Source organism: [Bacillus] enclensis, assembly GCF_001456935.1.
Classification (GTDB): Bacteria; Bacillota; Bacilli; order Bacillales; family Bacillaceae_B; genus Rossellomorea; species Rossellomorea enclensis.
Window position 1 is genome coordinate 1 of the sequence record NZ_KQ758486.1, and the last position, 26,555, is coordinate 26,555.

Annotated in this window: 30 protein-coding genes; 26 read left to right on the forward strand and 4 right to left on the reverse strand. The window is 44.7% G+C overall.

Going from position 1 to position 26,555, the window contains the following annotated elements; all coding sequences use genetic code 11:
* Positions 1-33: 33 nt before the first annotated feature.
* The 4 genes from AS034_RS17380 to AS034_RS23430 all read left to right on the forward strand — a co-directional run bounded on the left by AS034_RS17380 (position 34) and on the right by AS034_RS23430 (position 4,089).
* Positions 34-198, forward strand: coding sequence for an IS3 family transposase (locus AS034_RS17380; protein ID WP_082641752.1), 165 nt, complete (start codon positions 34-36; stop codon positions 196-198).
* A 360-nt stretch (positions 199-558) separates the two neighbouring features.
* Entirely contained in the window at positions 559-1,623 is a 1,065-nt protein-coding gene (locus AS034_RS17385) for an SDR family oxidoreductase (protein WP_058299670.1), read from the forward strand.
* Positions 1,624-1,770: 147 nt separating this feature from the next.
* Complete coding sequence (locus AS034_RS17390; RefSeq protein WP_336433376.1) at positions 1,771-3,537, forward strand: TOTE conflict system archaeo-eukaryotic primase domain-containing protein; 1,767 nt, start codon at positions 1,771-1,773, stop codon at positions 3,535-3,537.
* Between the two features lie 60 nt (positions 3,538-3,597).
* Positions 3,598-4,089 (forward strand): DEAD/DEAH box helicase, encoded by a 492-nt coding sequence (locus AS034_RS23430; protein WP_336433377.1) that lies wholly within the window; start codon positions 3,598-3,600, stop codon positions 4,087-4,089.
* A gap of 102 nt (positions 4,090-4,191) precedes the next feature.
* On the opposite strand, the gene AS034_RS17395 is transcribed toward AS034_RS23430, so the two are convergent.
* Positions 4,192-4,602 (reverse strand): coiled-coil domain-containing protein, encoded by a 411-nt coding sequence (locus tag AS034_RS17395; protein ID WP_058299538.1) that lies wholly within the window; start codon positions 4,600-4,602, stop codon positions 4,192-4,194.
* 237 nt (positions 4,603-4,839) lie between these two features.
* On the opposite strand from AS034_RS17395, the gene AS034_RS17400 reads away from it, so the two are divergent.
* The 9 genes from AS034_RS17400 (at position 4,840) to AS034_RS17435 (ending at position 11,869) form a co-directional block, all read left to right on the forward strand.
* Positions 4,840-5,766: a manganese-dependent inorganic pyrophosphatase gene (locus AS034_RS17400; RefSeq protein ID WP_058299539.1), complete on the forward strand. Its 927-nt coding sequence runs from the start codon at positions 4,840-4,842 to the stop codon at positions 5,764-5,766.
* 199 nt (positions 5,767-5,965) lie between these two features.
* Positions 5,966-6,352, forward strand: coding sequence for an SMU1112c/YaeR family gloxylase I-like metalloprotein (gloA2, locus tag AS034_RS17405; RefSeq protein ID WP_058299540.1), 387 nt, complete (start codon positions 5,966-5,968; stop codon positions 6,350-6,352).
* A gap of 207 nt (positions 6,353-6,559) precedes the next feature.
* A complete protein-coding gene (locus AS034_RS17410) occupies positions 6,560-7,462 on the forward strand; it encodes a helix-turn-helix domain-containing protein (protein WP_058299541.1) in 903 nt (300 codons plus the stop codon).
* A gap of 222 nt (positions 7,463-7,684) precedes the next feature.
* Entirely contained in the window at positions 7,685-8,581 is an 897-nt protein-coding gene (locus AS034_RS17415; protein WP_058299542.1) for a helix-turn-helix transcriptional regulator, read from the forward strand.
* A gap of 219 nt (positions 8,582-8,800) precedes the next feature.
* Positions 8,801-9,703, forward strand: a complete 903-nt coding sequence (locus AS034_RS17420; RefSeq protein ID WP_058299543.1) for a helix-turn-helix domain-containing protein — start codon at positions 8,801-8,803, stop codon at positions 9,701-9,703.
* Position 9,704: 1 nt separating this feature from the next.
* On the forward strand, positions 9,705-10,421 hold the full coding sequence (locus tag AS034_RS17425) for a CBS domain-containing protein (protein ID WP_058299544.1): 717 nt from the start codon (positions 9,705-9,707) through the stop codon (positions 10,419-10,421).
* Between the two features lie 109 nt (positions 10,422-10,530).
* Positions 10,531-10,992, forward strand: a complete 462-nt coding sequence (locus tag AS034_RS17430) for a hypothetical protein (RefSeq protein WP_074440075.1) — start codon at positions 10,531-10,533, stop codon at positions 10,990-10,992.
* A gap of 73 nt (positions 10,993-11,065) precedes the next feature.
* Positions 11,066-11,191, forward strand: a complete 126-nt coding sequence (locus tag AS034_RS23370; protein WP_269751569.1) for a hypothetical protein — start codon at positions 11,066-11,068, stop codon at positions 11,189-11,191.
* A gap of 120 nt (positions 11,192-11,311) precedes the next feature.
* Positions 11,312-11,869, forward strand: a complete 558-nt coding sequence (locus tag AS034_RS17435) for a class I SAM-dependent methyltransferase (RefSeq protein WP_058299546.1) — start codon at positions 11,312-11,314, stop codon at positions 11,867-11,869.
* A 40-nt stretch (positions 11,870-11,909) separates the two neighbouring features.
* Here AS034_RS17435 and murB read toward each other — a convergent pair whose 3' ends face one another.
* The 3 genes from murB to AS034_RS17450 all read right to left on the reverse strand — a co-directional run bounded on the left by murB (position 11,910) and on the right by AS034_RS17450 (position 15,839).
* Positions 11,910-12,830 carry a UDP-N-acetylmuramate dehydrogenase gene (gene murB, locus AS034_RS17440; RefSeq protein ID WP_058299547.1) on the reverse strand — a complete coding sequence of 307 codons (921 nt, stop codon included), beginning with the start codon at positions 12,828-12,830 and terminating at the stop codon, positions 11,910-11,912.
* A gap of 130 nt (positions 12,831-12,960) precedes the next feature.
* Positions 12,961-13,674 carry a hypothetical protein gene (locus AS034_RS17445; RefSeq protein WP_032086749.1) on the reverse strand — a complete coding sequence of 238 codons (714 nt, stop codon included), beginning with the start codon at positions 13,672-13,674 and terminating at the stop codon, positions 12,961-12,963.
* Between the two features lie 92 nt (positions 13,675-13,766).
* On the reverse strand, positions 13,767-15,839 hold the full coding sequence (locus AS034_RS17450; protein WP_082641742.1) for a bifunctional 2',3'-cyclic-nucleotide 2'-phosphodiesterase/3'-nucleotidase: 2,073 nt from the start codon (positions 15,837-15,839) through the stop codon (positions 13,767-13,769).
* Positions 15,840-16,075: 236 nt separating this feature from the next.
* On the opposite strand from AS034_RS17450, the gene AS034_RS17455 reads away from it, so the two are divergent.
* The 13 genes from AS034_RS17455 (at position 16,076) to csrA (ending at position 26,427) form a co-directional block, all read left to right on the forward strand.
* A complete protein-coding gene (locus AS034_RS17455; protein ID WP_058299548.1) occupies positions 16,076-16,978 on the forward strand; it encodes a DMT family transporter in 903 nt (300 codons plus the stop codon).
* Between the two features lie 240 nt (positions 16,979-17,218).
* Positions 17,219-18,070: a DegV family protein gene (locus AS034_RS17460; RefSeq protein WP_058299549.1), complete on the forward strand. Its 852-nt coding sequence runs from the start codon at positions 17,219-17,221 to the stop codon at positions 18,068-18,070.
* Between the two features lie 250 nt (positions 18,071-18,320).
* On the forward strand, positions 18,321-18,872 hold the full coding sequence (locus AS034_RS17465; protein ID WP_074440069.1) for a transposase: 552 nt from the start codon (positions 18,321-18,323) through the stop codon (positions 18,870-18,872).
* 162 nt (positions 18,873-19,034) lie between these two features.
* Entirely contained in the window at positions 19,035-20,519 is a 1,485-nt protein-coding gene (locus AS034_RS17470; RefSeq protein ID WP_074440070.1) for an ATP-dependent helicase ComFA, read from the forward strand.
* Positions 20,512-21,213, forward strand: coding sequence for a ComF family protein (locus tag AS034_RS17475; RefSeq protein ID WP_058299551.1), 702 nt, complete (start codon positions 20,512-20,514; stop codon positions 21,211-21,213). Before AS034_RS17470 ends, AS034_RS17475 begins: the two co-directional genes overlap by 8 nt.
* 64 nt (positions 21,214-21,277) lie before the next feature.
* Positions 21,278-21,685, forward strand: a complete 408-nt coding sequence (locus tag AS034_RS17480; RefSeq protein WP_058299552.1) for a TIGR03826 family flagellar region protein — start codon at positions 21,278-21,280, stop codon at positions 21,683-21,685.
* A gap of 114 nt (positions 21,686-21,799) precedes the next feature.
* Positions 21,800-22,063 carry a flagellar biosynthesis anti-sigma factor FlgM gene (gene flgM, locus AS034_RS17485; RefSeq protein WP_058299553.1) on the forward strand — a complete coding sequence of 88 codons (264 nt, stop codon included), beginning with the start codon at positions 21,800-21,802 and terminating at the stop codon, positions 22,061-22,063.
* A gap of 12 nt (positions 22,064-22,075) precedes the next feature.
* A complete protein-coding gene (locus AS034_RS17490; protein ID WP_058299554.1) occupies positions 22,076-22,570 on the forward strand; it encodes a flagellar protein FlgN in 495 nt (164 codons plus the stop codon).
* A gap of 23 nt (positions 22,571-22,593) precedes the next feature.
* Positions 22,594-24,150 carry a flagellar hook-associated protein FlgK gene (flgK, locus tag AS034_RS17495; RefSeq protein ID WP_058299555.1) on the forward strand — a complete coding sequence of 519 codons (1,557 nt, stop codon included), beginning with the start codon at positions 22,594-22,596 and terminating at the stop codon, positions 24,148-24,150.
* A 15-nt stretch (positions 24,151-24,165) separates the two neighbouring features.
* The gene (flgL, locus tag AS034_RS17500) at positions 24,166-25,071 is read left to right on the forward strand and encodes a flagellar hook-associated protein FlgL (protein WP_058299556.1); all 906 of its coding nucleotides are present in this window, start codon (positions 24,166-24,168) and stop codon (positions 25,069-25,071) included.
* A 75-nt stretch (positions 25,072-25,146) separates the two neighbouring features.
* Positions 25,147-25,737, forward strand: coding sequence for a DUF6470 family protein (locus AS034_RS17505; protein ID WP_058299557.1), 591 nt, complete (start codon positions 25,147-25,149; stop codon positions 25,735-25,737).
* Between the two features lie 17 nt (positions 25,738-25,754).
* Positions 25,755-26,201 carry a flagellar assembly protein FliW gene (gene fliW, locus AS034_RS17510; RefSeq protein WP_058299558.1) on the forward strand — a complete coding sequence of 149 codons (447 nt, stop codon included), beginning with the start codon at positions 25,755-25,757 and terminating at the stop codon, positions 26,199-26,201.
* A gap of 4 nt (positions 26,202-26,205) precedes the next feature.
* Positions 26,206-26,427, forward strand: coding sequence for a carbon storage regulator CsrA (gene csrA / locus AS034_RS17515; protein WP_058299559.1), 222 nt, complete (start codon positions 26,206-26,208; stop codon positions 26,425-26,427).
* Positions 26,428-26,555: the final 128 nt, after the last annotated feature.

Consider the following 26,555-nt stretch of genomic DNA (forward strand, 5'->3'; position numbering starts at 1 on the left):
GAATCATTTCATGCGACAATCAAAAAAGAACTTATCTATCGTTCTAGATTTAAAACAAGGGATGAAGCGACAAAAGTCATTAACCACTATATTTCAAACCGGTACAACGAGAGAAGAAAACATTCAAAGCTGGGGTATCTTTCCCCAAACAATTTTGAGAGAAATTATCAGCGTTCAAACCTGGACTCAATCTCATAAATTCATCTTAGGCGTTAGAGGCAATCAATCTTGGTTTTAGATTGATTGTTTCTAATGCCCCACCAAACGAAAGTGCGGTAGGGATTTCAGCTAAAACATTCTCATTTTTAGGTGTCCATTTTCTTGACAGAAGTCCAAAAATTAAAAGATTCCGCTCCCCAACCACACAGAACGGGGAGCCAATCAATCATATAGAGACCCTAATCAACTATAAATCCAGTATGCAGCGGTAAACCTCCTTCCTTAACCTGGAAATCCCACAACATTGGCGGTAAAATCCCTCACTCTTACCAAAAAGCGCTCCGAATTATGCTATGATAGTGGAAATCTAAGAACCGACACACATCAGGAGTGATTATGTTGAATCTATTTTTAACAGGAGCTACAGGTTTTCTTGGCGGCAGGCTCATCAAGAACCTTTTACTAGATAAACAGAATGAAATCTATATTTTAGTAAGAAATGTGCAGAAAGCAGAGACTCTTCGCGAATCATTCCCGACCACAGACCAACGCAGGATCCATATCTATCAAGGCGATATCACCCAGGCGATGGCAGGGCTGTCACCTGATGATATCGAATGGCTGACCAATAAAATCGACGCTGTCTATCATCTGGCAGCGCTGGTGAAATTCGATCTCGATTTACGCGGCGAATTATTTGCAGCCAACTATGATGGCACGAAACATATTCTCGAATTGGCATCGCGACTAAATGCCAGTACGTTTTATTATGTAAGCACGGCCTACACAGTCGGGACGCTCCCGCATGGAGTGGAAGAACTTTATCCGACAGATGGAAGATTCAACAACCCGTACGAAGAGAGCAAAGTGAAATCGGAACATCTCGTTTTTAGCTACCGCGACCAGATGGACATCTCCATTTTCCGGCCGGCCATCATCGTCGGGGATTCCAAAACCGGAGAAGCCGATTCACAGTTCACATTGTACGGATTCATGCGTGCCTTGGCTGTTTTTAAAAGAAAGACGGCGAGGAGAAGCAACGAAGACCGCACATATAGACTGCTGGCTGCCAAAGAGGGAACTTCCAATCTCGTCCCGGTCGATTATGTCGCCGATATCCTGAGTCTGGCACCGCAAAAAGCAGAAAAGGATAAGATCTATCACATCACGAACCCAAATCCGCCGACAAACGCCGAACTCCTGCAGATGGTGAAAGAAGCCCTCGAGTTTCACAGTTTGTCTGTTGTGGAAAGTTCAGATGAGCAGCTGGATGAAGAAGAGATTCGCCTCAACAGTCTGATTGATGTGTTCAAAGTCTATCTTGCGGGGAACCTTAAATTTGATGATGGGAATACGCAGGAGCTGATCCAAGGGACTGACGTTAAGCACCTCAACATGACGGAAGCAATGATTGAGATGATTATCCGTGCCGGGTCCAGGGCGCCGGGGAAAGTTATGCTGTAACCAAGAAAAAGCAGGGAGGCACCCCTGTTTTTTTTATGGTTTACGAATAATAGGTTGTGACCATACTGCTAATACCTACCTTTGACTACTCGGGAAATTCTAGTATCCTTTAAATTAACTAAACTTTTAAAAAGTTGAGGTTTTAGTATGCCTGATTCTCAAATTTCTTATCAGCAGGTACTCAAAGAATGTGAGCGATTAAGACAGGAGAACCTTCGGCTGAAACAGCTTTTAAAGAAACATAAGATTCAATATGATCCGCAGCCAAACACCCCCGTCTCTTCTAAGCAGGAAATAATCAATGAACGAATGAAAATTTACAAACGTTACTTCAGGGGAAGGAACGATGTCTTTGCCCTCAGGTGGGAGTCCAAGAAAGGTCACTCGGGTTATTCTCCCGCCTGTGAACATGAATGGCATCCCACTATATGCAAGAAGCCCGAGATTAAATGCAGCGCATGTCCGCACCGAAGTTACCTGCCCCTGACAGATTCAGTCCTGTATGACCATTTAAGCGGGCGTAAAACGGTTGGCATTTATCCGATCCTTGATGACGATACATGTTATTTTCTTGCGGTGGATTTTGATAAAGGGGGCTGGAAAGAGGATGTACGGGCCTTTATCGAAACATGCAGGTTTCACCGAATTCCTTGTGCGGTTGAGCGGTCTCGTTCTGGGAACGGTTGTCATGTATGGGTGTTTTTTAACGAAGCAATTCCGGCTTCGATGGCAAGAAAGATGGGGTCGCTTTTATTAACTAAGACGCTTGAAAAGCATTATGCTTTAGGAATCGATTCCTACGACCGGCTTTTCCCAAATCAGGATAAGCTGCCTAAAGGAGGATTTGGAAATCTCATTGCACTCCCGCTTCAGGGGAGGTCCAGAAAAGAAGGGAACAGCTTATTTCTTGAAGATAATCTTGAACCCACCGCAGATCAATGGAGATATCTTGCTTCCATTCCTAAAATGAGCAGGGGGCAAATTCAGCAGTTTATTGCGAATGCCGGTGAGGAGACATTCACCCAAAAGCATACTCAAACAATGCCGGAAGAACTTATTATCGTCCTTAAAAACGGCATCGCTATAAAAAAAGATAAACTTTCTTCTTCCCTTATTAAAAAACTCATAGATCTGACGGTTTTCAACAATCCTGCTTTCTACAAAGCTCAAGCCAATAGAATGTCCACCAGCCAAATTCCACGTCTGATCAAATGTTCCGGTGAGAACGAAAAGGAAATCATCCTGCCTCGGGGCTGTCTGGAAGAAGTTCTGAAGCTGTGTGAAGATCATGATATTAAACCTATTTTGCAAGATGAAACGATAAGGGAGTTGCATGAAATAGACTTCAATGGAAGCTTGTTTCCCCAACAACAGGAAGCTGTTGAAATGTTATCCGATCATAAGTATGGAGTATTGTCTGCCACTACCGGTTTCGGTAAGACGGTTGTCGGGGCTGCCATGATTAACAAGAGACAGACCAATACTTTGATTATTGTCCATAGAAAACAGTTGCTCGAACAGTGGAAGGAAAGTCTGTCTGCTTTTCTTGGCTGTGAGAAAGATGAAATAGGCATTATCGGCGGAGGAAAGAACAAGCCGAGCGGAAAGATTGATATCGCAACGATTCAGACGTTGACATCCAAACACGAAAATCTTATGAAAGTAAGAGGGTATGGCCATATCATTGTTGATGAGTGCCATCATATCTCTGCTTTTACGTTTGAAAAAGTGATGAAAGAAGCCCGCGCCGGCTTTGTGTTGGGATTGACCGCAACCCCGACGAGAAAAGACGGCCTGCACCCGATCATGACCATGCAATGCGGCCCGATCCGACATAAAGTAAATGCGAAATCACAGGCAAAGGTCCACCATTTCGACCACTTGCTTATTCAAAGAAACACCGTCTTTCATTAAAAAAAAGAGACCATCCAGTCCCTGTTTAATGAGCTCCAAGAAGATGAGAAACGAAATGAGATGATCTTCAATGATATTTTGAAATCTCTCGACGAGGACCGCAGTCCCATCGTTTTGACAGAGAGACAGAAACATATCGATATACTGACAGAGCGTCTGCAAGGTTTTGCCAAGAACGTTATCGTATTAAAAGGCGGCTTGAGTAAAAAAGACGAGAGGGCGAGGCTGCAGCGGTTGAAGGAGATTCCTGACTCTGAAGAAAGAATCATCATTGCCACAGGGAAATATATAGGTGAAGGATTTGACGATTCGAGACTGGATACATTGTTTCTGACCATGCCGGTCTCCTGGAAGGGAACCTTGCAGCAATATGGAGGCAGGCTCCACCGTATCCATCATCTAAAGCAGGATGTAAAGGTATATGACTATGTCGATCGAAAAATCCCGGTACTGAAGAAAATGTTCGAAAAAAGGTTGAAAGGCTACAACTCTTTAGGGTATAAAGTTCAACAGGAGAAGACGGATACGAGTGAGCAAATGCAGTTATTCTAAAATAATATCCCGCCATAAATTTCACATGGCGGGATTCTTTATGGAGTATTCAATTTGAAGATATAAGAGGAATAATATTGAAGTGTTAAGAAGAAATCAGAATCAGATCAAATCCATCCCCACTCGCCGCTTCACCTTCTGAAGCTCTTTCTTGTGATCCCAATTTTCTTTCACGAGGGTCATGATGTTATCCTGGGTCTCGCGCTGGCTTTCATCGATGAGGTCCATTTTTGTTTCCAACTTGTCCATTCTGTTCTCAATGTTGTCCATCCGCACTTCCACCCCGTCCAGTCGATGCTCCAATTTATCCATCCGGCTTTCCAGGTTATCCATTCGAACTTCTAAACTATCCATCCGGTTTTCCAAGTTAGCCATTCGACCTTCCAAACTATCCATGCGAGTTTCCAACTTGTCCATACGACCTTCCAGTCTATCAAATCGTTCATTCACATTGGCTTCAAATCGGGTCATCTGATCTTGCAGTTCTTTTATCGCCTGTAATACCTGATCCATTATCATTCACCTCCTTCTACTAAAATCATACCATATATAAAATAACTTAGCCGCTTTTCCATCTGGTAAATTTCTTCCTTTTATTTGTCTTTCACACCGATATAAGATAAAATATGTACCATTTTCCTGTCTCCAAAAATCAACAAACTGACGAAAACGGCCGTGAAATATGGTACTATAAGAAAATGTAAAGAGTGAAATTCAATCATTAAAATACATAGAGTAAGGAGAATGATCATGAGTAAAACACTTATTTTCGGTCACAAAAATCCTGATACGGATACAATCACTTCGGCAATTGTATATGCCGACCTTAAATCCAAAATCGGCATGGACGTTGAGCCGGTCCGCCTGGGGGAAGTAAACGGTGAAACACAATACGCGCTGGACTATTTCAAGGTAGAGGCACCGCGTCTTGTTGAGACGGTTGCAAACGAAACGGATACGGTCATCCTTGTTGACCACAACGAGCGTCAGCAAAGTGCGAGTGACATCGAAGAAGTCCGTGTGCTCGAAGTCATCGACCACCACCGCATCGCGAACTTTGAGACAGCGGATCCGTTGTATTACCGCGCAGAGCCGGTTGGATGTACGGCAACAATTTTAAATAAAATCTACAAAGAAAAAGGCGTTGAAGTAACAAAGCAAATGGCCGGATTGATGCTGTCAGCAATCATCTCGGATTCCCTGTTATTCAAATCACCGACTTGCACAGACGAAGACGTAGCAGCAGCAAACGAACTGGCTGAAATCGCTGGAGTCGACGCTCAGGAATACGGCCTTGAAATGCTGAAAGCAGGAGCGGACATGAGCTCCAAGTCAATCGCAGAGCTTGTGACCCTTGATGCAAAAGAATTCTCCATGGGTACTTCCAAAGTGGAAGTCGCACAGGTGAACGTTGTTGATACAAATGATGTGCTTGGACGCCAGGCTGAGCTTGAGGCTGCAATGGAAACACTGATCAAGGAAAAAGGATTGGACCTTTTCTTATTGGTTGTGACAGATATCCTTGAAAACGACTCGACTGCATTGGCTCTTGGAAGCAAGCAGGCAGAAGTAGAGGAAGCGTTCAACGTAAAGCTTGAAAACAACACAGCAGTGTTGAAAGGTGTTGTTTCCCGTAAGAAGCAAATCGTACCTGTTTTGACGGATGCGATTAAGTAATATGTTATGGGAGGAAGCGGTCTTTTTAGGCTGCTTCTTTTTTTCGTAGTGATATTTCATCACGTACGCTGTTGTGCCAGGAACAAAAGGACGTGTTTGTGCCAGGCACAAATGCAGGGTTCTGTGTCTGGCACAACTCCCTTACCACAACTACCCGCTATGGTGCCGGGCATCACTATAAAACGCAAAGGGGATTACCATGAACTTAAAACGCATTCACCATATTGCCATCATATGCTCGGACTACGAAGCATCAAAAGATTTTTATGTAAACAAACTGGGGCTGGAACCGATCAGAGAAATGTATAGAGAAGAAAGACAGTCATATAAATTGGACCTTGCTTTAAAATGGGAGTACGTCATCGAACTCTTTTCATTCGCGGAAGTCCCTGACCGGCCAAGTTACCCGGAAGCACGCGGTCTGCGCCACTTAGCGTTTGAGGTGGATGATATAGAAGAGTCCATCTCGGAACTGAAGCGGAACGGCATTGAGACCGAAGAAATCAGGCTGGATCCTTATACTGAAAAACGATTCACCTTTTTTCAAGATCCGGATGGTTTGCCTTTGGAGTTATATGAAAAATAGGTCCATAAAAAAGGACACTTCCCATAAAGAGAAGTGCCGTCAACAGGTATTGTAATTTGTCGTTATGGTTATTAAAACATAGATAAGAAATCCCTGCATTCTCATTCTCGGTCGATTAACTGTCGAAATGTCAGTCGATTTGAAATTTATTTACGGTTATCTGGTAAAATATAAAGATATTAATATTTAAAGAATGGAGGGATGGACTTGGACTATTCAGCCATTGGGACAAAGATTCGTGAGCTAAGGAAAGAGGTTGGACTCACGCAGGGGGAGCTGGCAAAAGATATTTGTACCCAGGCATTGATCAGCCGTATCGAAAAAGGGGACATCTATCCAAGTGCTGCATCTCTCTATCAGATATCCAAGAAATTAGGGGTGGATGTCAATTATTTCTTTGAAATTGGTTCTACACCGAGGCTGGATTATATCAAAGAAGTCGAACGTCAGTTAAGGGCCTTGAGAATTAAGTTGAAATACAACGAAATGATGGATGTTGTAAAACTGGAGGAAAGAAATCCCCTTTTTTATAATGAACCCGCTAATCTGCAGCTTCTTTTGTGGCATAAGAGCATTTTTCTCTTTGAAGTGGAAAAGAATCATGCGAAAGCGATCCAGCTTTTAAAAGAGGCATATGAACTCACTGCAGGACCCAAAAAGCTGCTGAGTGAACGGGAAATTGAAATCCTTATGACCCGCGGGGTTTTTGAATTTAATCTTGGTAACCTTGAAGAATCAATGGTCCTCTATGAGCAAGTAAATGACGCCCTAAAAACGCTGGAGCATCTTGCTGATAAATCGATCAAAACAAGGCTCCTTTATAATATTGCCAGAAGTTTAACCCGTTCAGGGAAGTATGAGGAGTCAACCAAGTATTGTCAGGAAGGCATACGATGGTGTGTGGAAGAGGAGCATTTCTGGGGGCTGGGTGAACTCTATTATCATATCGGACACAACTATGAACAGGAAGGGAAGCTGGACGAGGCACTGCCCTTTATAGAAAAAGCAATGGTCATATTCGAAATGCGTAATAACAACGGATATCATTCATTCCTTGTGAAGAAAAAAGAGCAAATCATGGTTATGATGAAGGAGAGAGCCGAAGGTTAAAAAAGAGCACTTCCCATAAAGAGAAGTGCCGTCAACAGGTATTGTAATTTGTCGTTACCTTCATTAAAACATATACAAACAAACCTTGAATTCACGAATATGGTGCATGTGCAGTGGTTAAGGGTGGTCTGAGGATTCTTTTTGGCTCTTTTCTCAAACAATATAAAAATATTAATATTTCGTTTATAACGAAGAACTTTCATTTTCTGGGGAAGTGATTAAATGGATTATTCATTGATTGGCAAGAAAATAAAAGAGCTTAGGAATATCTCAGGATTGACCCAGGGTGAACTGGCTGAGGGGATTTGCACCCAGGCACTGATCAGCCGTATTGAAAAAGGAGCTGTCGATCCCAGTGCTGACGTTCTTTATAGAATTTCAACCAGACTTGGTGTTGATGTAAACTACTTTTTTGAAATCGGGTCTACTCCAAGATTGGATTATATCAGGGAAGTGGAGAGGCAGCTTCGGAAACTGAGGGGGAAATTATTATATGAGGATATTATGGACATCGTCAAAGCGGAAGAAAAAAATCCGTTGTTCATGAATGATGCTTATAATAAACAACTTCTCCTTTGGCACCGAGGCATTTACGCTCAAGAAATAGAAAAAGACGGGGATAAGGCGTATCGCTTGATGGAAGACGCCTTGATGCTCACTTATGATCAGAAGAGAGCGATGTCAGAACGTGAAATGACCATTTCCATCAGTCTCGGCATCATTGAATTCAGCAGGTGTCATTATGAGGAAGCGCTGAAGATGTATGATAAAGTGGGGCAATCGATACGCCTTGCAGTGTATTTGCATGATAAATCGATAAAGACCCGTCTCTACTATAATATCGCCAGGGTTTTTACGAGACAGGGGCGTTATAAGGAATCAATCGAATATTGCAAAGAGGCATTGAAATGGAATATTAAGGTGGAGAACTTATATGGATTTGCCCATTTGAATTATCACATTGGTTATAATCTTGAACTGCAAGGGTTATGGGAAGAGGCCTTGCCATATCTCAACAAAGCAGAAATGCTTTTCAGAATCCAGGGCAATCAGAAGCTCGTTTCCTTCATTCATTCAAAGAAGGAAGAGCTGTTAGAGAAAATAAAAGATAACACCTAAAAAAAAGCACTTCCCATAAAGAGAAGTGCATCAACAGGTATTGTAATTTGTCGTTGAATCTATTAAATCATAGTATGAAAGAAGATGGATTTGGACTCTGGCGTCATGAGAGGGGACTCCTGCTTCTTTTTCAAAGCAATCGACAGGTTTCCTTATAAAATATAAAAATATTAATATTCCACCTAACAAAGGCTGGGGAGAGTGAAGGGGAGTGGATGTGTGGATTATTCCTTGATAGGTACGAAAATCAATGAACTACGCAAGGTTGTCGGACTGACACAGGGGGAGCTTGCAGAAGGCATTTGCACTCAGGCCCTGATCAGCCGGATTGAAAAGGGCGATATTTTTCCAAGCTCCACCACCCTTTATCAAATCTCCAGGAAACTGGGAGTGGACGTAAACTATTTCTTTGAAATCGGCACAACGCCAAGGCTTGATTATATAAAAGAGGTCGAGCGGCAGTTGAGGAAGCTGAGAATACAGCTTAGGTATGAAGAAATGGTGGAGGTGATTTGGGCCGAAGAGAAGAATCCCATCTTCTTCAAGGATGATTACAACCTGCAGCTCCTCCTTTGGCATAGGGGGATCTATACGTTTGAAATTGAAAAACAGCGAGAAACCGCGATAACTATTTTCTGGGAAGCATTCCACCTCACTTATGACAGTAAAAAAGCGCTTTCTGAAAGAGAAATGGAAATTCTCCTCAGCATAGGTGCAATGGAACTTACCGGCGAAAATTATGAAAAAGCACTGGAGATCTACAATAAAGTACGCCAAGGGTTAAAGAAGTTTGACCAATTAAATGATAAGTCAATAAAAACAAGGATGCTTTATAATATAGCGAGAGTTCAAACCCGTCTGGGCAATTACGAGGAATCAACAGCACGGTGCCAGGAGGCAATCAGGTGGTGTCTTGAAGAAGAGAATTTATACGGATTGGGACAATTGCACTATCAAATCGGTTATAATTATGAATTGGAAGGGCAGTTCGAGAAAGCACTGGACTATCTGGAGAAGTCTATATTGATTTTCGAGATGGTTCAAGATGATCAGCACATGCCTTATTTGGTAAAGAAAAAGGAAGAGATCTTATCCAAGCTGGACGTACAGGAAGGAATTTAAGATGAATACAACGACCTACTCACTATCCGAGCGATACGAAGTGGCATTCAATCAAATCCATGATGCATTAAAAAAGCAGTTGAAATCCAGATCGGACAGATTCACAAGCCTTGTTCATTCGGGGCGGCATCATAAGATCATCAGTACCTATCAGGATGAACTCTTTCAATATGCCAAACTGCGAAATGCGCTTGTTCATGAAAAAACGGAGCTGGGCTATTACATAGCGGAACCCCATCCGGAAGTAGTGGAAAGAATCGAGAAAATCGCAAGGGTCTTACACAGCCCCAATTATGCATTGACAATTGCGACAAAAGAAGTGATTTTCTTTCACCTGGAAGATCGTATAGAAGATGTCATCAGTGCGATAAAGGCATGTAACTATTCTCAATATCCAGTGTATGAAGGAAATAGATGCCTTGGTCTGCTCACCGCTAAAAGCATCGTGAAATGGCTCGCTGAGCGTATGATGGGAAGCATTGTCGATTTATCCGATGTCAAGATACAAGATGTATTTGAAGTTGAGAAGAGACCACCGTTAACGTTTCAGGCTAGAACCTCCACCATTTTTGATGTAGAAGAATGTTTTGAACACTATCATCAGCAAAAACTGGACATTGAAGCCGTCATCATCACGGAAAATGGCAGGGATGATGAAACTCCACTTGGGATCGTCACAGCCTGGGATTTGATCGAAATTGACTATACGTCAGACTAACCTTCTTGATTATTTTCAGGGAGGTTTTTTATTTAATCTCTGAATACCACATACGGGAGGGCAGTCCATCATAAAAATGATTGTAAAAGATCAAGACAGGGGTGAAAGGATGCGGAGACGGAAAAATCCGATTCCTCTTTTACTAATGGGCATCGTCGGTATGATTCTCCTCTTCCTTTTCGTAAGTGTGCTTGGGAGCGGTGAGGGGGATTCGCCTGAGCAAGTCATTGAGGAATTTTACGATTATGAGCGGAAGGGTGACTTTGGGAATTCGTGGGAGCTGTTTCATTCTGAAATGAAGAAGAAATTCGGAAAAGCATCTTATGTCCAAACGAAGAATCATGTGTTCCTCGGCCATATGGGAGTGGATTCCTTTGAAGTGGAAGTGGGGGACATCGAAGAAATAGAGGATTTTGAGTTCAGTAAAGATGGACCGACGTTCAAGGATGTGAGGTCTGCGAAGGTGGACCTGCTGTTTGACAGCCAGTTTGGCGAGATGACGATCAGCCAGATTTGTTATGTGGCGCGGGAAAAAAATGAATGGAAAATTTTGTGGGACTATGATTTTTAAACTTTTGAGTTTTAGAGTTTACTCGCTGGGTATACAGAAACTAACTAACCAATTTTAAAAGGAGGGCTAGGCTGTGTCCCTTTTATACGTGAAGGCCCGCGAAATGATGGAATTCGATGCGAAAGTCCAGCAGTCGCAAAACACGAACATCCGCCTCTTCCGTAAACCGAAGCCTGCACCTGTTCAGAGAAATAAATAAAGCCAGCGGAACCTTCAGGCAGTCTAATTTTATTAGGCTGTTTTTTTATGTCTGCAAGTCTTTTAAAGGTATTTCGTGTTTAATATAGAATGAATATAGAACGAAAAGGAGTGAAGGGAAATGCCTGGACAAAAGGAAAGCCGTGTGGTGATAGGTGCAGGAGAGTATTCCAACAATCCAACATGGATGCAAACACAGGAAGAAGTACTTAACCTATTAAATCAAGAAGATTGGGCAGGTTTATTCAATGAGCACAGCATACAAGCTATCTTGGCAGAGCATGTATGGGAGCATTTGACTTATGAAGAAGGTGTGAAGGGTGCCAGGAATTGCTACACCTATTTAAAATCAGGTGGATACGTGCGTTGTGCGGTGCCGGATGGCAACTTTCCGAATGAAGAATATCAAAAGGGGGTTCAGGTTGGAGGGCCGGGACCAGCCGATCACCCAGCAGCAAGTCATAAAATTGTACATACTTATCAAACTCTTGCCAGGATGTTTGAAGAAGCCGGATTCGAAGTCCGGCTGTTGGAATATTGCAATGACAAGGGAGAATTCATTTATAATGATTGGGATGAAGAACACGGTTTTATTTATCGATCGAAACGCTTTGATCATCGGAATAAAAATGGGGAATTAGGTTTCGTATCCTTGATCGTCGATGCGGTGAAGAGATAAAAAAATCAGGGCCCACTAGTTGGGACCCTGATTTTCTTCTTTATTCCAAATCCTCACCAATGATACGGACTTCACGCTCCAGCTCCACATCGAACTTCTCTTTCACCGTCTTCTGCACATGCTCGATAAGTGAAATATAATCCTTCGCCGTTGCATTGTCTTTATTGACAATGAACCCGGCATGCTTTGTGGAAACCTCGGCACCGCCAAAGTTCGTCCCCTGCAGGCTGCTGTCCTGGATCAGTTTACCGGCAAAGTATCCCGGCGGTCGTTTAAAGACACTTCCGCAGGATGGATATTCAAGCGGCTGCTTCGATTCCCTTTTATACGTAAGGTCATCCATGACGGCCTTGATATCCTCGTATTCCCCCGGCTTTAAGCTGAAGGTAGCCTCAAGGACGATATCGCCATTTTCCGAGATATTGCTGTGACGGTAATCAAGCTCGAGGTCCGCAGCCGTGCGTTTAACAAGTTCACCGTGACGGTCGACCACGTAGCAGTAGTCGAGTACGTCCTTGATTTCCCCGCCGTAAGCGCCGGCATTCATAAATAGCGCGCCGCCGACAGTACCAGGGATCCCGCATGCAAATTCAAGTCCTGTCAGGCGTTCAGCCAGAGCCCTTCTTGAAACATCAATGATCGCTGCCCCGCTCTGTGCCACGATCTGCTGGTCGTTTGACTTGATATCGTCGAAGTTTTTCAGGTGAAGCACAATCCCACGGATCCCGCCGTCCTTGACAATCAGGTTCGAGCCGTTCCCGAGCAGCGTGAACGGTACGTCCACCTTATTGGAAAGCTTCACGATGTTCTGCACTTCTTCATACGTTGTCGGAGTGAGGAAGAAATCGGCCTTCCCGCCAAGCTTCGTATAAAGATGGTCCCTCAGCATTTCATCGCGCTTGATATTCTCTTCATGCATCACATTCAATAATTCTTTATAAACAGTTTCTTTATTGTACATTCCTGATCAGTCCCATAATTAATTTTTCTCTGGTTATAAATTCTACCCTCCCATTATATGATGAAAACCCATGAAAGTTAAATGGTTTCGATTGGCAGGGTGAAAACTACTTCTAAGGTAGGATGTTCATTTATAGTCCGTCAGAAAAATAGTAAGCATCATTGAAGATATGCCTGAAAGAAGTATTCCCGTCGAAGAATCGCGATTTGAGCCCTTCATCCGCATCCGGATCCTTCCCGTTTCTCGTGATGGCAATTCCGCTTATCGACTGAAAAACGGCTCCGTGGGTGAAATAAATCACGTCCCGGTCTGCTATGATGATCGAGTAAATGCCTCCGGATTCCCTCAGGCGCCCCATCTTGTCAATCGCCCTGGCTGATAAAATAGGTCTTAGTTTTTCCTGGTCATATGTATGTGTAGAGAATTCATCTCCAATGCTGATCTGCCCATTATCTACTGCCTGAAACAAGGCATCGGAAACAGTTGTATAGTCAGCCTTATGGAATATGAAGGTTGTCTCCTGGTTTAGTCCGATTAAAAACAGGAAGGGAGTAATAAAACAAAATGCTGTGGTCTTCAGCAGTTTTTTCCCAATCCCTTTCTTCCCCACACTCAAAATGAAAAGCCATAAGAGGGCTACTCCAAGAATGCCGAGAGCGGGCAGGATGAGCAGAAATGTGATAAAGAATTCCCCGACAGCCAGTTTTGCATACAACACCATGAAAGTTCCGCCCATATAAAGGAGAAGGGGTACTTTGATTCTGTTCCAATCGCTCTTTCCGTTTAGTAAAAAAGCGATATATCCAAGGAGCAATGTGACGAATAAAATCAGTATTACAATCATCGATTCTACCTCTCTCAGTTTATATTAACCCCAGTCTAACAGTTTGAAGGAGATAAATGTAAAAAGAACCCCCGTCAGGAGGTTCTTTTCTGCTATTTAATGAAGTTAAACGTCTGCGCAACGGAAGAGATGAAGTTTGTCAGGAAATTCCCTTTGGACTCTTTCTTTTCCTGTCCCGGATTGGTTGCATCGCTTTGCTTGAACTTGATGGAGTACTTGGCAAAACCGCTGTCTTCTGTTCCGAGATACTTAAACGTTCTGGAATCATGGATATATTTCTGCGCCTCAGGTGAACTTTGGAATACGACATTCACATCATCTTTGATGGCAGCGAAATTCCAGTTGCCGTCCGCCTCAGGGTTGATTGTGCCTTTCTCCATGATATAGTCGATGATGACGTTTCTATTCTCGTCCGGCGACTGGATGATGATATTCGAGCCGTCGATGCCAGGGAAGTGACCGCCGCCGCTTGCACGGTAGTTATTCGTCGCGACGATGAATTTTTGATCGGGATCAATCGCTTGTCCATTGTATTTAAGGTTCTTGATTCTATGTGAATCTTCATTAATCAATTTTCCGTCAGTATTATATCGGAGTGGTTTTGTCACATCGATTTCATATGTCACTCCGTCGATGACATCAAAGTTATAGGACCTGAAATCCCCATTAACCAGCGGCTGCTCTTCGGTCGTTGAAGTGTTGATTTGATTGAACTGACCTGCTGACATTTCGAGCCATTCCTTCACCTGTGCACCATCGATCAGCACGGCTTGGAGTGTATTAGGATATAAATACAGGTCTGCAACGTTTTTGATGGCAAGTTCGCCTGCCGGGATATCCGTGTAATAGGAAGCGTCACCGCGTGTACCCGCTTTGAACGGTGCACCTGCTGAGAGCACCGGGATGCCTTCATATTCAGTGCCCTGGATGTATTTCTCTACGTACCATTTCTGCGCATTCGTCACGATCTGGATGGAGGGATCGTCCTTTACCTGAGCAAAATAACTGTTGATTGGTGCTTCGGTTTCCCCGACGGCACTTCTGACCCAGTCGATTGTGTGATTGTGATCTTCTTCAATTGCGCCGAATACTTCTTCGTCACGGTCGACCAATGGATTGCCGTCTTTATCTGCAATTCCACGGGTGGATGATTGTGAATCGGCCACGGACCATTCCCCATTATTAAGCTGAAGTTCTAAATCAACCAGGCCGAGATGGCTTCCCCAGTAGCCGGGCATGACGGATGCAGTGCCATTGATCGTGCCTTTCGCAGTATCGACACCTTCAATCCCTGCATATGATTCAGATGGGAAAACCCCGTGAGAATGACCGAACAGGATTGCATCGATGCCGTCCACTTTTGACAGGGAATACGTGACGTTCTCTTCCATGCCTTCATCCGTGACGCTGCCGATACCGGAGTGAGGGATTGCAACGATGATATCGGCTCCTTCTGCCTTCATCTGCGGAACGAATTTATTGGCCGTCTCTACGATATCTTTTGTGATCACTTTTCCTTCGAGGTTGGCCTTGTCCCACTGCATGATCTGAGGCGGAGTGAATCCGATGACGCCAACCTTCAAAGTGTGTTTTTCACCGTCTTCATCGACGACTTCCTTATCAAGGATTGTATAAGGGTTAAAATAGTTTTCGTCGTTGGTCGGGTCACTGTCCCCGTCATCCTTGTATACATTCGCATTGACATAAGGGAAGTTGGATCCCTTCAATGATTTTCCGAGAAAGTCCAGACCGTAGTTGAACTCATGATTTCCGATATTCGCTGCGTCGTAATCAAGGAGGTTCATCGCTTTATATACAGGGTGGGTTTCCCCATCCTGAAGCGGGTCTACTTTGGCAACATAATCACCAAGCGGATTTCCCTGGAGGAGGTCTCCGTTGTCGAACAGAAGGCTGTTGGCGGCTTCTTTTCGTGCATTTTTAATGAGGGTGGCTGTTTTCACAAGGCCATAGCTGTTTGTCTCTTTATCCTGGTAATAATCATAATTGGCAAGGTTTACATGTATATCCGTCGTTTCAAGGATACGAAGCTTCACCACATCCTGGTCCATCACATCTGCGTACGTTATGGAAGGTGCGGCTGCAGGGATAATAAGTCCTAAGGCTAGAGCGGCAGAGGCTGCTTTTTTCATGTTCTTCTTCATCATGATCTCCCCTAAAATATGTATTTAGTTGCAAACACTTACATAGTAGCATTTTGTTGTAAAAATAGAATGGTTGAAAAGTAGTGTTTTTGTAATTGTTTGTAAATGCGGGGTGTAAATTGGGGCTACCTTTCAGGGGGAAAATAAGATAGGATGGAAAATATATAGTATAACATCTATTTAACTATTAAATTGTACAACGTAAACATACACTTAAAGATAAGAAAGGAGGCGCCGCCATGGCACGCCTATACACAGCCTTAATCGGACTCAGTCTCATCTGGGGTATGTCCTTCGTCTTCATCAAATGGCTCATCGAACCGGCCGGCGTCTGGGGTACGGTATTTCTTCGCTGCATCGCGGGGGCGCTTGTGCTGCTGCCGATCTTCTTCATTCAAAGACGAAAAGGGGAGAGAAAGCCGCTTCCAATATGGAAACTGATTGTGGTGGGCATTGGGAACGCAGCCCTTCCATGGACGCTGATTGCACTCAGCGAAACGCAGATTAACAGCAACACCGCGTCGATCCTGAACGCAACGACCCCGATCTGGACCGGGCTCCTCGGATTCCTGCTGTTCTCAGCCGTGCTGACAAGCTTTCAGTGGATCGGCATCCTAGTCGGCTTCTTCGGCATTTTAGTGTTGATGAATTTTGAAGTGAGCGGGATCTTCAGTTCTGATTTCGTCGGCGTGGGGACGATGATTCTGGCCACCGTGAGCTACGCATTTTCCTCTCATTTCACAAAAAAATACCTGGCCGGAACAAGCGTCGTGACCATCTCGACTTTTCAGCTGCTGATCGGTGCCGCGATTGGTTTCATCGGGATACTTGTGACCCAGCCGATTGATGTTGGCAGCCTTTTAACGGGGGAAGCATTACTCGGTATCATCGGTCTTGGCTGCTTCGGATCGGGAATTGCTACATTATTGTATTTTTATATCATGACCAACGGAAGTCCCGAGTTCGCCTCGACGGTTACATACCTGATCCCGGGAACGGCGATGATCTGGGGATTTTTGCTGCTGGGGGAACCGGTCACGCATAACCTGATCCTCGGCCTTCTCATCATTTTTGCAGGGGTATTTTTATCATCCCGGAAGTCGAAAAAAACGATCGCTTCCCTTACGGTGGGGACGCGGTGAGAATTTAAACAAACGTTTGATTAAAGTCTGAAACCTCAGTGTTGACGGGGTTACCGGACTTAAACAAACGTTTGTTTTATTTTCAGGGTGGTTGTTCTTCGGGAAAGAGGTGCATTCGAAACAACTTTCATATAAAATGGTTAAGATACATAGGTTAGAGTAGACGAGCTGTCGGCAGGTGCTTATTAGGGCATGCTGCCGATCGACATAAAAGACTAAAGAATAAGAGAGGTAACTATTATGAAAACGGCAATTGTAACGGATAGTACAGCCTACATCCCGAAAGAATTGCGCGAGTCTCTAAACATACACATGATCCCGCTGAGCGTCATCCTCGGCGGCGAATCATATCGCGAAGAAATTGACATCACAGCCGGTGAATTCTATGAAGAAGTCACAAACCAGGACAAGCTCCCGACCACATCCCAGCCGCCGGTCGGCGAATTCGTCGAGCTGTTCGAAAAATTGTCCCGTGACTATGATGCGGTCATTTCCGTACACCTTTCAAGCGGCATCAGCGGTACCTATCAGGGAGCCGTGCAGGCAGGCGAAATGGTGGACGGAATCAAGGTCTATCCTTATGATTCGGAAATCAGCTGCATGATACAAGGGTTTTATGCTCTTGAAGGTGCCAAGCTTGCGCGTGAAGGCAAGGGAGCCGAAGAGATCGTTCGGCTGTTGGATGAAATGAAGGAGACGGTCCAAGCATACTTCATGGTTGATGACCTGGCGCACTTGCAGCGCGGTGGACGTTTGTCGCAGGCTCAGGCGATCATAGGAAGTCTGCTGCAGGTAAAACCTTTGCTGCACTTTGTGGATAAAGTGATCGTTCCTTTTGAGAAGATCCGTACTCGTAAGAAGGCGTTGAAAAGGGTGGAAGGATTGCTGGAGGATGCAGTGAAGGACGGAGGATCTTATCAGGCTTCGATCATACATGCGAATCGTGAGGAAGAAGCGATTGAGTGGATGAAGGAACTGGCTGAGAAGTATCCTAATGTTGAGTTTAATGTGAGTTATTTTGGTCCGGTGATCGGTACCCATTTGGGTGAAGGCTCGATGGGGATGGGCTGGGCTAAGAGGCTGGCGGAATAGGTTGTTTGGGGGTCAGGTGCTGGTTTGGGTGCCTGGCTTTTTTGTGGAGTTGTGCCAGGAACAAAACGGGGTGATTGTGCCAGGAACAATTCAGGTGGTTTGTGCCAGGAACAAATACGACAAATTATGCCTGGCACAAATCGACCAATCTGTGCCAGACACAGACTTTATTTAATATGAAAAGCAGGAAAATGAAGAAGAGTGTCGAATATATGTAGTTGGTCATTATTAATCTAGAAAGGATGATTCAATGGGAAGAAAACCTCGAGTATGGTCACCTGGTACGATTTATCACATTACTGCACGAGGGAACAGGAAAAATAATATTTTTAGGGAAAGCAAGGATTACCACCACTATCTATCACTTCTATTAAGAGCAAAACTCCGAATGCCCTTCATCTTACACTCTTTCTGCCTAATGCCTAACCATATCCATTTAGTAATCGAAACCATCAATCATTCCCCTACTGAGATCATTCATTATATCCATTCCATCTATGCAAGATATTTCAATAGAAAATACAATTATGTTGGACATGTGTTTCAAGGTCGCTACTATTCCAAGGAAATTAAAAATATGAAGCAGCTTCTGGATACCAGCAGCTATGTTCACTTAAACCCTGTGAAATCCAGGAATTCTAATATGCCTGAGGAATACCGCTGGAGTAATTATAAGAGTTATATCAGTAAGTTTGATGACAAACTTACTGATAAGGAAAAGCTCTATGAGACTTTAGGTGAAAATCCCCAGCAAAAGTATCAGTTCTATGTTGAATCAAAATTGAAAATTAAAGATTGGTAGAAAACACCTACTTAGAATATTGAAGATTTGCATTTGCTGGGGCCAGGCACAATTAACATGTATTGTTCCTGGCACAAAACGTCCAAATTGTGCCAGGAACAAATAGGGCATTCTGTGCCAGGCACCACCCCTTGAATTTACTTAACCAAAGGAGGAACCAAAATGAGGTTTAAACAAGAATCCACCCACCTAACCCCAGAACAGCTACTCCCCAACCAATCAACACCTCTCAAAAAAATCTCCACGATACAAATCCCGCCACCAACCCCACCAAACCCATCATTCCAGTATTCCACCGAACTCCAACACTACCTATCCGGCCGCTCCCTCCTCCCAGACGAACTGTCATTCTCGATAGAGGACCTCCACGAACACTACCTCAACGGATACATCACTTACGGAAAAGGGCTGAATAACTATCACTGCCACCGCTGCGGCAATAGAAAAAAACATTTATTTGCACGTTTTAACTGTTTTCGCTGTCAGGGAGAGTGCACCTACTGCAGAAACTGCATCATGATGGGGAGGGTATCGGAGTGCACCCCACTTATTTCCTGGACTGGACCACCGCCGACCTCCGTCAATTTAACGCTCTTTGACTGGACCGGCACCCTCTCCAAAGCACAGCAGGAAGCATCAAATAGAGTAGTAGACACTGTCAAAACCAACGACAATCTACTAGTCTGGGCAGTCTGCGGAGCAGGAAAAACGGAAGTCCTGTTCCAAGGTATCCACGAAGCTCTCTCCAAAAACAAGCGGGTCTGCATCGCAGCCCCGAGGACCGATGTCATACTCGAACTTTCTCCGCGTCTTCAAAAAGTCTTTCCCAACACATCTATCACCACCCTGTACGGAGGCTCTGATGACCGTCACGAATACGGCCAGCTCGTCCTCACAACTAGCCATCAGCTGTTCCGATACAAAAGAGCCTTTGACTTCATCGTCATAGACGAAGTAGATGCCTTTCCCTACAGTTACGACCCAACACTGAAATACGCTGTGGAAAAAGCGCGCAAATCCAAGTCGGCCATTGTCTATTTAACAGCGACCCCTGACTCCCAGACCCAGAAAAACTGCTCTTCAAAAAAGCAAAACCACATCCGCATCCCAGCCCGTTACCACCGACATCGCATCCCTATGCCCCGGCTCGTCTGGTGCGGCAATTGGAATAAGGCTTTTGAGAAAAACAGAATCCCATCCATATTGAAAAAATGGACGCTTCAAAGACTCCAGCAAAACAAACAGGCCTTTATCTTTTTTCCTTCAGTGAAAATAATGGAAAAGGCACTCCCTCTTTTTCAAAAGTTGAATCCCGCCATAGAAGCTGTGCATGCAGAAGAACCCCACCGAAAAGAGAAAGTTCAAAAGATGAGAAGCGGGGAAACCCCGATCCTTCTCACCACCACCATTCTAGAAAGGGGTGTTACCATTCCCAATATCGATGTCGCCGTATTGGGAGCTGAAGAATCTATTTTCACCGAAAGTGCTCTCGTCCAAATTGCTGGCAGGGCAGGGAGAAGTGCCGAATATCCAAAAGGGGATGTGGTCTATTTTCATTACGGTAAAACAAAAGGAATGATTAATGCCATCATGCACATTTACAGCATGAACAAAGAAGCAGGGAAGCGGGGGTTGATCGATGGGTAATCATTGTCTGTACTGCCAAAGTACCATTAAAGAAATCATCACATGGAAAGGTCTCTTTCGCAGCGATCCTCAATACCTTTGTGGGGAATGTCAAAAAGGACTGCAGCCGATAGAGGGACAGAGGTGCTCCTACTGCTCACGCTCGCTTGAAAAACTTCCGGATGAATTGAAAAAAGATGAGGTGTGTTTAGACTGCTACCGTTGGGAGGAAGAGCCAAGCTGGAAAGGCATCCTTCAAAAAAATACATCGCTCCTTGAATACAACGACTTCCTCAAGGAATATCTAGCACGATATAAATACCGGGGCGACTACATACTGGCAAAAGCATTCGGAACTCAACTTGCTAATCACCTTAAGCCACTCCAATTCGACCACATCATCCCCATCCCACTCAGTAACGAACGCCAATACGAACGAGGATTCAACCAATCAGCTGCCCTTTTAGAAGAAGCAGGAATCTCTCTCACGCATCTCCTAACCAGATCACACTCCGAAAAACAATCCAAAAAATCACGCCAAGAAAGGTTGCAACAGAAACAGATTTTCACTCTAACTGAAGTAAACCTCACCGGCCAATCCATCCTCCTCTTCGACGACATTTACACCACTGGCACCACCCTGAGACAAGCAGCCAAACTGCTAAAAGAAGCGGGTGCCAAACAAGTCACATCCCTAACTCTCGCACGGGGCTAACAGATTTCATTTTCCTTCCGATATAAGATATAAGAAGAAAGAAGAACACCGGGAGGAAACCAAGATGTCAGAAATCACAAATTGCCCGCGCTGTAATGCGCTTTTTATGAAAAATAAATTCCGAGATGTATGCGAGAACTGTTTTAAAGAAGATGAGAAGATGTATGAGAAGGTATATCAATTTTTAAAGAAAAGAGAGAACCGTGCGGCAACGATGGAGACGGTCATCTCCCAAACTGGGGTTGAAGAAGAACTTCTATATAAATGGGTGAAAAAGGGACGGATTCAGACGAAACTGTTCCCGAATCTGGGTTATCCTTGTGATAAATGTGGAAAGGTTATAAATAGTGGCAAGCTATGTCAGGGATGTACGGATTCATTGAAGAGAGACTTGCAGCAGTTTGAGGCGAATAATGAATGGAAAGAAAAGATGAAGGAACAGCGTACGTACTATACGACACGTGACAAGTGAACCAGAATGAAAAATAGGAAGAACTCACCAGTCGAGAATCCTAAACAAATTCGGAAGATTACCGATATACTTATATAGAGACACTTTGAGCGTGAGGAAAGCGAGGGAAACAATATGAAAATCAATAATATTGGGAACCAGAATATCAATCCGTATCAGCGAAACATGAATAAGCTAAATGCAGCGGAGAAATCAGGGAAATCACCTTCTGATAAAATCGAGATTTCGACTGCTGCGAAAGAGATGCAGGAAGTTTCAAAGCTTGGCAAGGAACGTCAGGCAAAGGTAGAGGCACTGAAGGATCAGGTACAGAGCGGGAATTACACCATCGATCCGAAAGCCATTGCCAAAGGGCTCAAGAATTTTTACCAAAGCTAGGAGAGAGCGGACATGTCAGCATCCACATTAATCGCGACACTTGAAAAACTGTATAAGCTGAACAAAAGTTTGCTTGATCTATCTGTAAGGAAAACAGATGCGGTTAAGAGCGGCGATATGAAAGGGCTCGACGAACTGTTAAAAGATGAGCAGAAGCATATCGCTGCGATCAATACGGTCGAGAACGAGCGGCAGCGGCAATCTGCAGGATACCTGACTTCACTCGGTCTGCTGACAGAAGCGCCGCCGACCCTATCTCAATGCATTGAGTACAGTAAACCTGACGATCAGGCCGTACTCCTTGATTGGCAGCGCAAAATGACAGAGTTGATCTCCCAATTGAAAGAACGGAATGAACTGAATCAGAAACTTGTCTATCAATCCCTGCAGTTTGTGAATATGAATCTATCAATCATGCAGCCGCAGGACCAGCAGACAACCTACGCCCGGCCAAACGGGGAGAAAAAGTCACCCCGGCAGCGATCACTCTTTGATTCACAGGCTTAAAACTTTGAAACGGAGGCACCACCATGCGATCTACTTTCCACGGCCTTGAAACCGCGAAACGCGGCATGTACACACAGCAAGGCGCCCTTTATACGACAGGCCACAACATTTCCAATGCGAACACGCCAGGCTACAGCCGCCAACGTGTGAATTTTGAACAGACGACACCTTACCCGGCTCCATCCATGAACAGACCTGATATCCCTGGCCAAATGGGAACAGGGGTTGAAGCAGGGTCTATTCAGCGTGTGCGCGATTCGTTCCTTGATGTTCAATACCGCGGTGAAAATAACAAGCTTGGGTATTGGGAGTCGAAGATGGAAGCGATGAAGAAAATGGAGGAAGTTATGAACGAGCCGTCAGAGTCCGGCTTGTCCAAAACGATGGACATGTTCTGGCAGTCACTCCAGGATCTTGCCGTCAATCCCACGAATGCAGGTGCCCGTTCGGTTGTCCGTGAAAGAGGTATCGCAGTTGCCAATACTTTTAATTATTTGTCGACATCTCTTACAGGGGTGCGCGGTGATTTGAAGAATGAGCTGTCCGTCACCGAAAAGCAGATCAACTCACTGACAAGCCAGATCGATAAAATAAACAAGCAGATCGCCGATGTCGAACCGCATGGCTATTTACCGAATGATCTCTATGATGAACGAGACCGTCTACTGGATGAACTATCACAGCATGTCACCATCCAAACGAGCTATCAGTCAAGCGGCGGAGCATCTTCACCGATTGCAGAAGGACAGGTGACCGTGAACCTGGTCGGCAAGGATGGGAATTTCGCCGTAAATCTGGTTGGGAAAAACGGTGTGAACTCATTAAAGATAACCTCTGAAGGACCGCAGGGTACAGTGGATTCCGTGACCATCGGAAATCAGAAGCTGGACGTGAACGACTTCTTATCCCAAGGTGAAGGGAAGCTAAGGGCCCTCATCGATACATATGGATACACAGACAAAAACGGTGAAGCAAAAGGTTCTTATATCACCATGCTGAATGAACTCGACAGAATGGCATATGAATTCGCGAAGGCTTTTAACGAGCAGCACCAAAAAGGGGTGTCACCGGCTCAGCTCAAAGACCCAAGTATTGAAACACCGAAGTTCTTCCAGGATGCCAAGAATGCTTCTGCTGACTTGGAAGACGTTGATAAAGCAGGGTTTGCACAGCGTATGCAAATTGCGGATGAACTTAGCAATCTGGATATGATCGCAACGGCAAGTGCTGACAATCCCACTCTCGGTGACGCAGCCAATGTGAGTGCACTAGCTGATATCATAACAACGACCGAGCTTCCATACGGTGAAAAGCCTGCAACTTTCAGGGCTCACTTCGAATCGGTTATCGGCTCAATGGCAGTCGAATCACAGGAAACAGTCCGTCTGACTCAGAACTCAGGAGTCCTGCGCGGTGCGGTGGAAGAACGGAGGATGTCCGTGAGCGGCGTTTCGCTTGATGAAGAAATGACGGATATGATCAAATTCCAGCATGCCTACAACGCCTCTGCAAGAATGATCACACTCCAGGACGAAATGCTTGATAAAATCATCAACGGCATGGGGACCGTAGGAAGATAGGAAGGTGAAATCTAAATGCGCGTAACACAAAGCATGTTAACCAATAATTCAATGAGAAATCTGAGCTCCTCCTATGCCCGTATGGGACAGCTCCAGGACCAGCTCGCCACTGGTAAAAAAATCACCAAGCCCTCCGACGATCCGGTTGTTGCGATGAAGGGGATGTTCTACCGGTCGAATTTGACAGGGATCGAACAGTATAAGCGAAATCTTTCAGAACTTTATTTATGGATGGATAATTCTGAAGCTGGGATCGACCAAGCCAATCAGGGGCTTCAGCGTGTACGGGAACTGACGCTGCAAGGTAAGAACGGCACGTTAAGTGAAGAGGATATGAAAGCAGTTGCAGTAGAAATCGGGCAGATTAAGGCGGACCTGGTCGGAGTGGCAGAAACGAAGGTTGCAGGACGGTACATTTTTCACGGGACTGATGTAGACAATTCACCTATAAAAGATGGAAATCCGGCAGACGGCACTGCCCCTCAGGTTGCAAATAATCTGACAAGTGCCGTGATTGGTAATTATAATGTTGAAGTTTCACAGGGTGTATCCTTAAAAGCCAACGTAAACCCGGGCAATGTTTTCAGCCAGAAGCTGTTTGATACGGTCCATAATATTCAAAAAGCGTTGGAAACAGGGGATACGGATGCTCTTGATACAGAACTTGGGAACTTGGACGATGTCATGGAAACCCTGTCTGCAGAGCGCTCAGAACTGGGTGCCCGTTACAACCGCCTGGAAATGATCGACGACCGCCTTGGTCAGCAGGAAGTAGTGGCTAATCGAATCCTGTCTGACAACGAAGATGCAGATATCGAACGGGTCATCACCGATTTGAAAACCCAGGAAAGCGTCCATCGTGCTGCCCTGGGGGTCGGAGCAAGAATCATCCAGCCTTCACTAATGGACTTTTTAAGATAAATGCTAGGGGACCAACCCTTTAAGGTGTTTCGTCACCTAAGGGGGTGGTCCCCTTTTGAATAGAGGAGAGATACGATGAACTTTCCACAGATACGGCTTCAATCCACACCCGCCTCCATCGAGATAAAAACAACACCGGGCAAGCTGGAAGTTGAAACACCTCCGCCTGCCCTCGATATCCAGCAGCCGGAAGCGAAGATGGAAATAGAACGCCGACCATCAAAGCTGACGATTGATCAGACGGAAGCGCGAGCCGATATGGATTTGAAATCCGTGCGGCGCAGGATAGAGGATTTCTCAAGACAGGGGTATGAAGACTGGTTATCCGGTCTCGCCCGCATGGCGCAGGACGGCGACGAGCTCATGATGATTGAAAACGGCGGAAACGCGGTTGCAGAACAGGCAAAACGAAACAGTGAAGGCCCGATGTATGACTTTAATATCGGCTGGATCCCTTCGGCGGGGAGTGTGAAAATCCAATACGATCCAGGTGAGGTGAAGGTCCGGTTTGAACCTCAGAAAGTGATTAATAATACACAGGTTGTAAAGCCGAACGTAAATGTGTCTAAGGCACAAGTAGATATAAGCCTGCAGAGATATGCCGATTTGGAAATCGATTTTGTGAACCTTAAGCATGTAGGCGTCAATTACGAACAGGAAATATAAGATAAAGGAATGAGAGTATGAAAATCAATACGAAGTACCATGGCGAGATAGAAGTGAAAAAAGAAGACATCCTGAAGTTTGAGCAGGGGATACCCGGATTTGCAGAAGAGAAAGGGTTTATGTTGCTGCCGCTGCCGGAGAACGATTGGTTTCATATCCTGCAGTCAGTCTCCACACCGCAGCTTGGATTCGTTGTAACCGATCCGTTCTTGTTTACAAATGAGTATGATTTTGAGTTGGAAGCGGAAAGCGTCGACTTACTGGGTCTTACCTCCGAAAAAGATGTAAAAGTACTCACCATTTTAACGATGAAAGAAGCACTGAACGATTCAACAGCCAACCTCCAGGCCCCGATCATTATCAATCTAGCCAGCAACAAAGCAAAACAAGTGATCCTGAACAACACGAACTACAAAACAAAACATTTCATCTTTGCTCAGCCAGAGCAATCCGGTAAGGAGTGAGACGATGCTGGTACTGACAAGAAAAACAGGTGAAGCCATCCAAATCGGGGAAGATATCGAAATCAGTGTGGTATCGGTAAAAGGAGATCAAGTGAAACTCGGCATCAACGCACCGAAGAACGTCGAAATCCACCGAAAAGAAATCTACCTAACCATCCAGGAAGAAAACACCGAAGCCTCCAAAGGAATCGACAACCTCCTCAACATTTTGCCGAAAAAACAATAATTTTTCTATAAATCTATTAAACCCTGATAAAAACGACCGATAATAACCATGTAAGCAAGGAAGAAAAGGGCGGCCGACCTTTCTGTTCTTTGTAAACCAAATACTAAACAGTTCACAAGGATGTGGAC

Excerpts from the sequence above, each read along its gene's own strand:
- flgK (WP_058299555.1), top strand. The coding sequence starts at position 22,594 with ATGCGATCTACTTTCCACGGCCTTGAAACCGCGAAACGCGGCATGTAC.
- gloA2 (WP_058299540.1), top strand. The coding sequence starts at position 5,966 with ATGAACTTAAAACGCATTCACCATATTGCCATCATATGCTCGGACTAC.
- AS034_RS17480 (WP_058299552.1), top strand. The coding sequence starts at position 21,278 with ATGTCAGAAATCACAAATTGCCCGCGCTGTAATGCGCTTTTTATGAAA.
- AS034_RS17465 (WP_074440069.1), top strand. The coding sequence starts at position 18,321 with ATGGGAAGAAAACCTCGAGTATGGTCACCTGGTACGATTTATCACATT.
- AS034_RS17470 (WP_074440070.1), top strand. The coding sequence starts at position 19,035 with ATGAGGTTTAAACAAGAATCCACCCACCTAACCCCAGAACAGCTACTC.
- AS034_RS17455 (WP_058299548.1), top strand. The coding sequence starts at position 16,076 with ATGGCACGCCTATACACAGCCTTAATCGGACTCAGTCTCATCTGGGGT.
- AS034_RS17390 (WP_336433376.1), top strand. The coding sequence starts at position 1,771 with ATGCCTGATTCTCAAATTTCTTATCAGCAGGTACTCAAAGAATGTGAG.
- flgM (WP_058299553.1), top strand. The coding sequence starts at position 21,800 with ATGAAAATCAATAATATTGGGAACCAGAATATCAATCCGTATCAGCGA.
- AS034_RS17450 (WP_082641742.1), bottom strand. The coding sequence starts at position 15,839 with ATGATGAAGAAGAACATGAAAAAAGCAGCCTCTGCCGCTCTAGCCTTA.
- AS034_RS17395 (WP_058299538.1), bottom strand. The coding sequence starts at position 4,602 with ATGGATCAGGTATTACAGGCGATAAAAGAACTGCAAGATCAGATGACC.
- AS034_RS17430 (WP_074440075.1), top strand. The coding sequence starts at position 10,531 with ATGCGGAGACGGAAAAATCCGATTCCTCTTTTACTAATGGGCATCGTC.
- flgL (WP_058299556.1), top strand. The coding sequence starts at position 24,166 with ATGCGCGTAACACAAAGCATGTTAACCAATAATTCAATGAGAAATCTG.
- AS034_RS17425 (WP_058299544.1), top strand. The coding sequence starts at position 9,705 with ATGAATACAACGACCTACTCACTATCCGAGCGATACGAAGTGGCATTC.
- AS034_RS17490 (WP_058299554.1), top strand. The coding sequence starts at position 22,076 with ATGTCAGCATCCACATTAATCGCGACACTTGAAAAACTGTATAAGCTG.
- AS034_RS17400 (WP_058299539.1), top strand. The coding sequence starts at position 4,840 with ATGAGTAAAACACTTATTTTCGGTCACAAAAATCCTGATACGGATACA.
- AS034_RS17445 (WP_032086749.1), bottom strand. The coding sequence starts at position 13,674 with ATGATTGTAATACTGATTTTATTCGTCACATTGCTCCTTGGATATATC.
- csrA (WP_058299559.1), top strand. The coding sequence starts at position 26,206 with ATGCTGGTACTGACAAGAAAAACAGGTGAAGCCATCCAAATCGGGGAA.
- AS034_RS17475 (WP_058299551.1), top strand. The coding sequence starts at position 20,512 with ATGGGTAATCATTGTCTGTACTGCCAAAGTACCATTAAAGAAATCATC.
- AS034_RS17505 (WP_058299557.1), top strand. The coding sequence starts at position 25,147 with ATGAACTTTCCACAGATACGGCTTCAATCCACACCCGCCTCCATCGAG.
- AS034_RS23430 (WP_336433377.1), top strand. The coding sequence starts at position 3,598 with ATGATCTTCAATGATATTTTGAAATCTCTCGACGAGGACCGCAGTCCC.
- murB (WP_058299547.1), bottom strand. The coding sequence starts at position 12,830 with ATGTACAATAAAGAAACTGTTTATAAAGAATTATTGAATGTGATGCAT.
- fliW (WP_058299558.1), top strand. The coding sequence starts at position 25,755 with ATGAAAATCAATACGAAGTACCATGGCGAGATAGAAGTGAAAAAAGAA.
- AS034_RS17415 (WP_058299542.1), top strand. The coding sequence starts at position 7,685 with ATGGATTATTCATTGATTGGCAAGAAAATAAAAGAGCTTAGGAATATC.
- AS034_RS17460 (WP_058299549.1), top strand. The coding sequence starts at position 17,219 with ATGAAAACGGCAATTGTAACGGATAGTACAGCCTACATCCCGAAAGAA.
- AS034_RS17435 (WP_058299546.1), top strand. The coding sequence starts at position 11,312 with ATGCCTGGACAAAAGGAAAGCCGTGTGGTGATAGGTGCAGGAGAGTAT.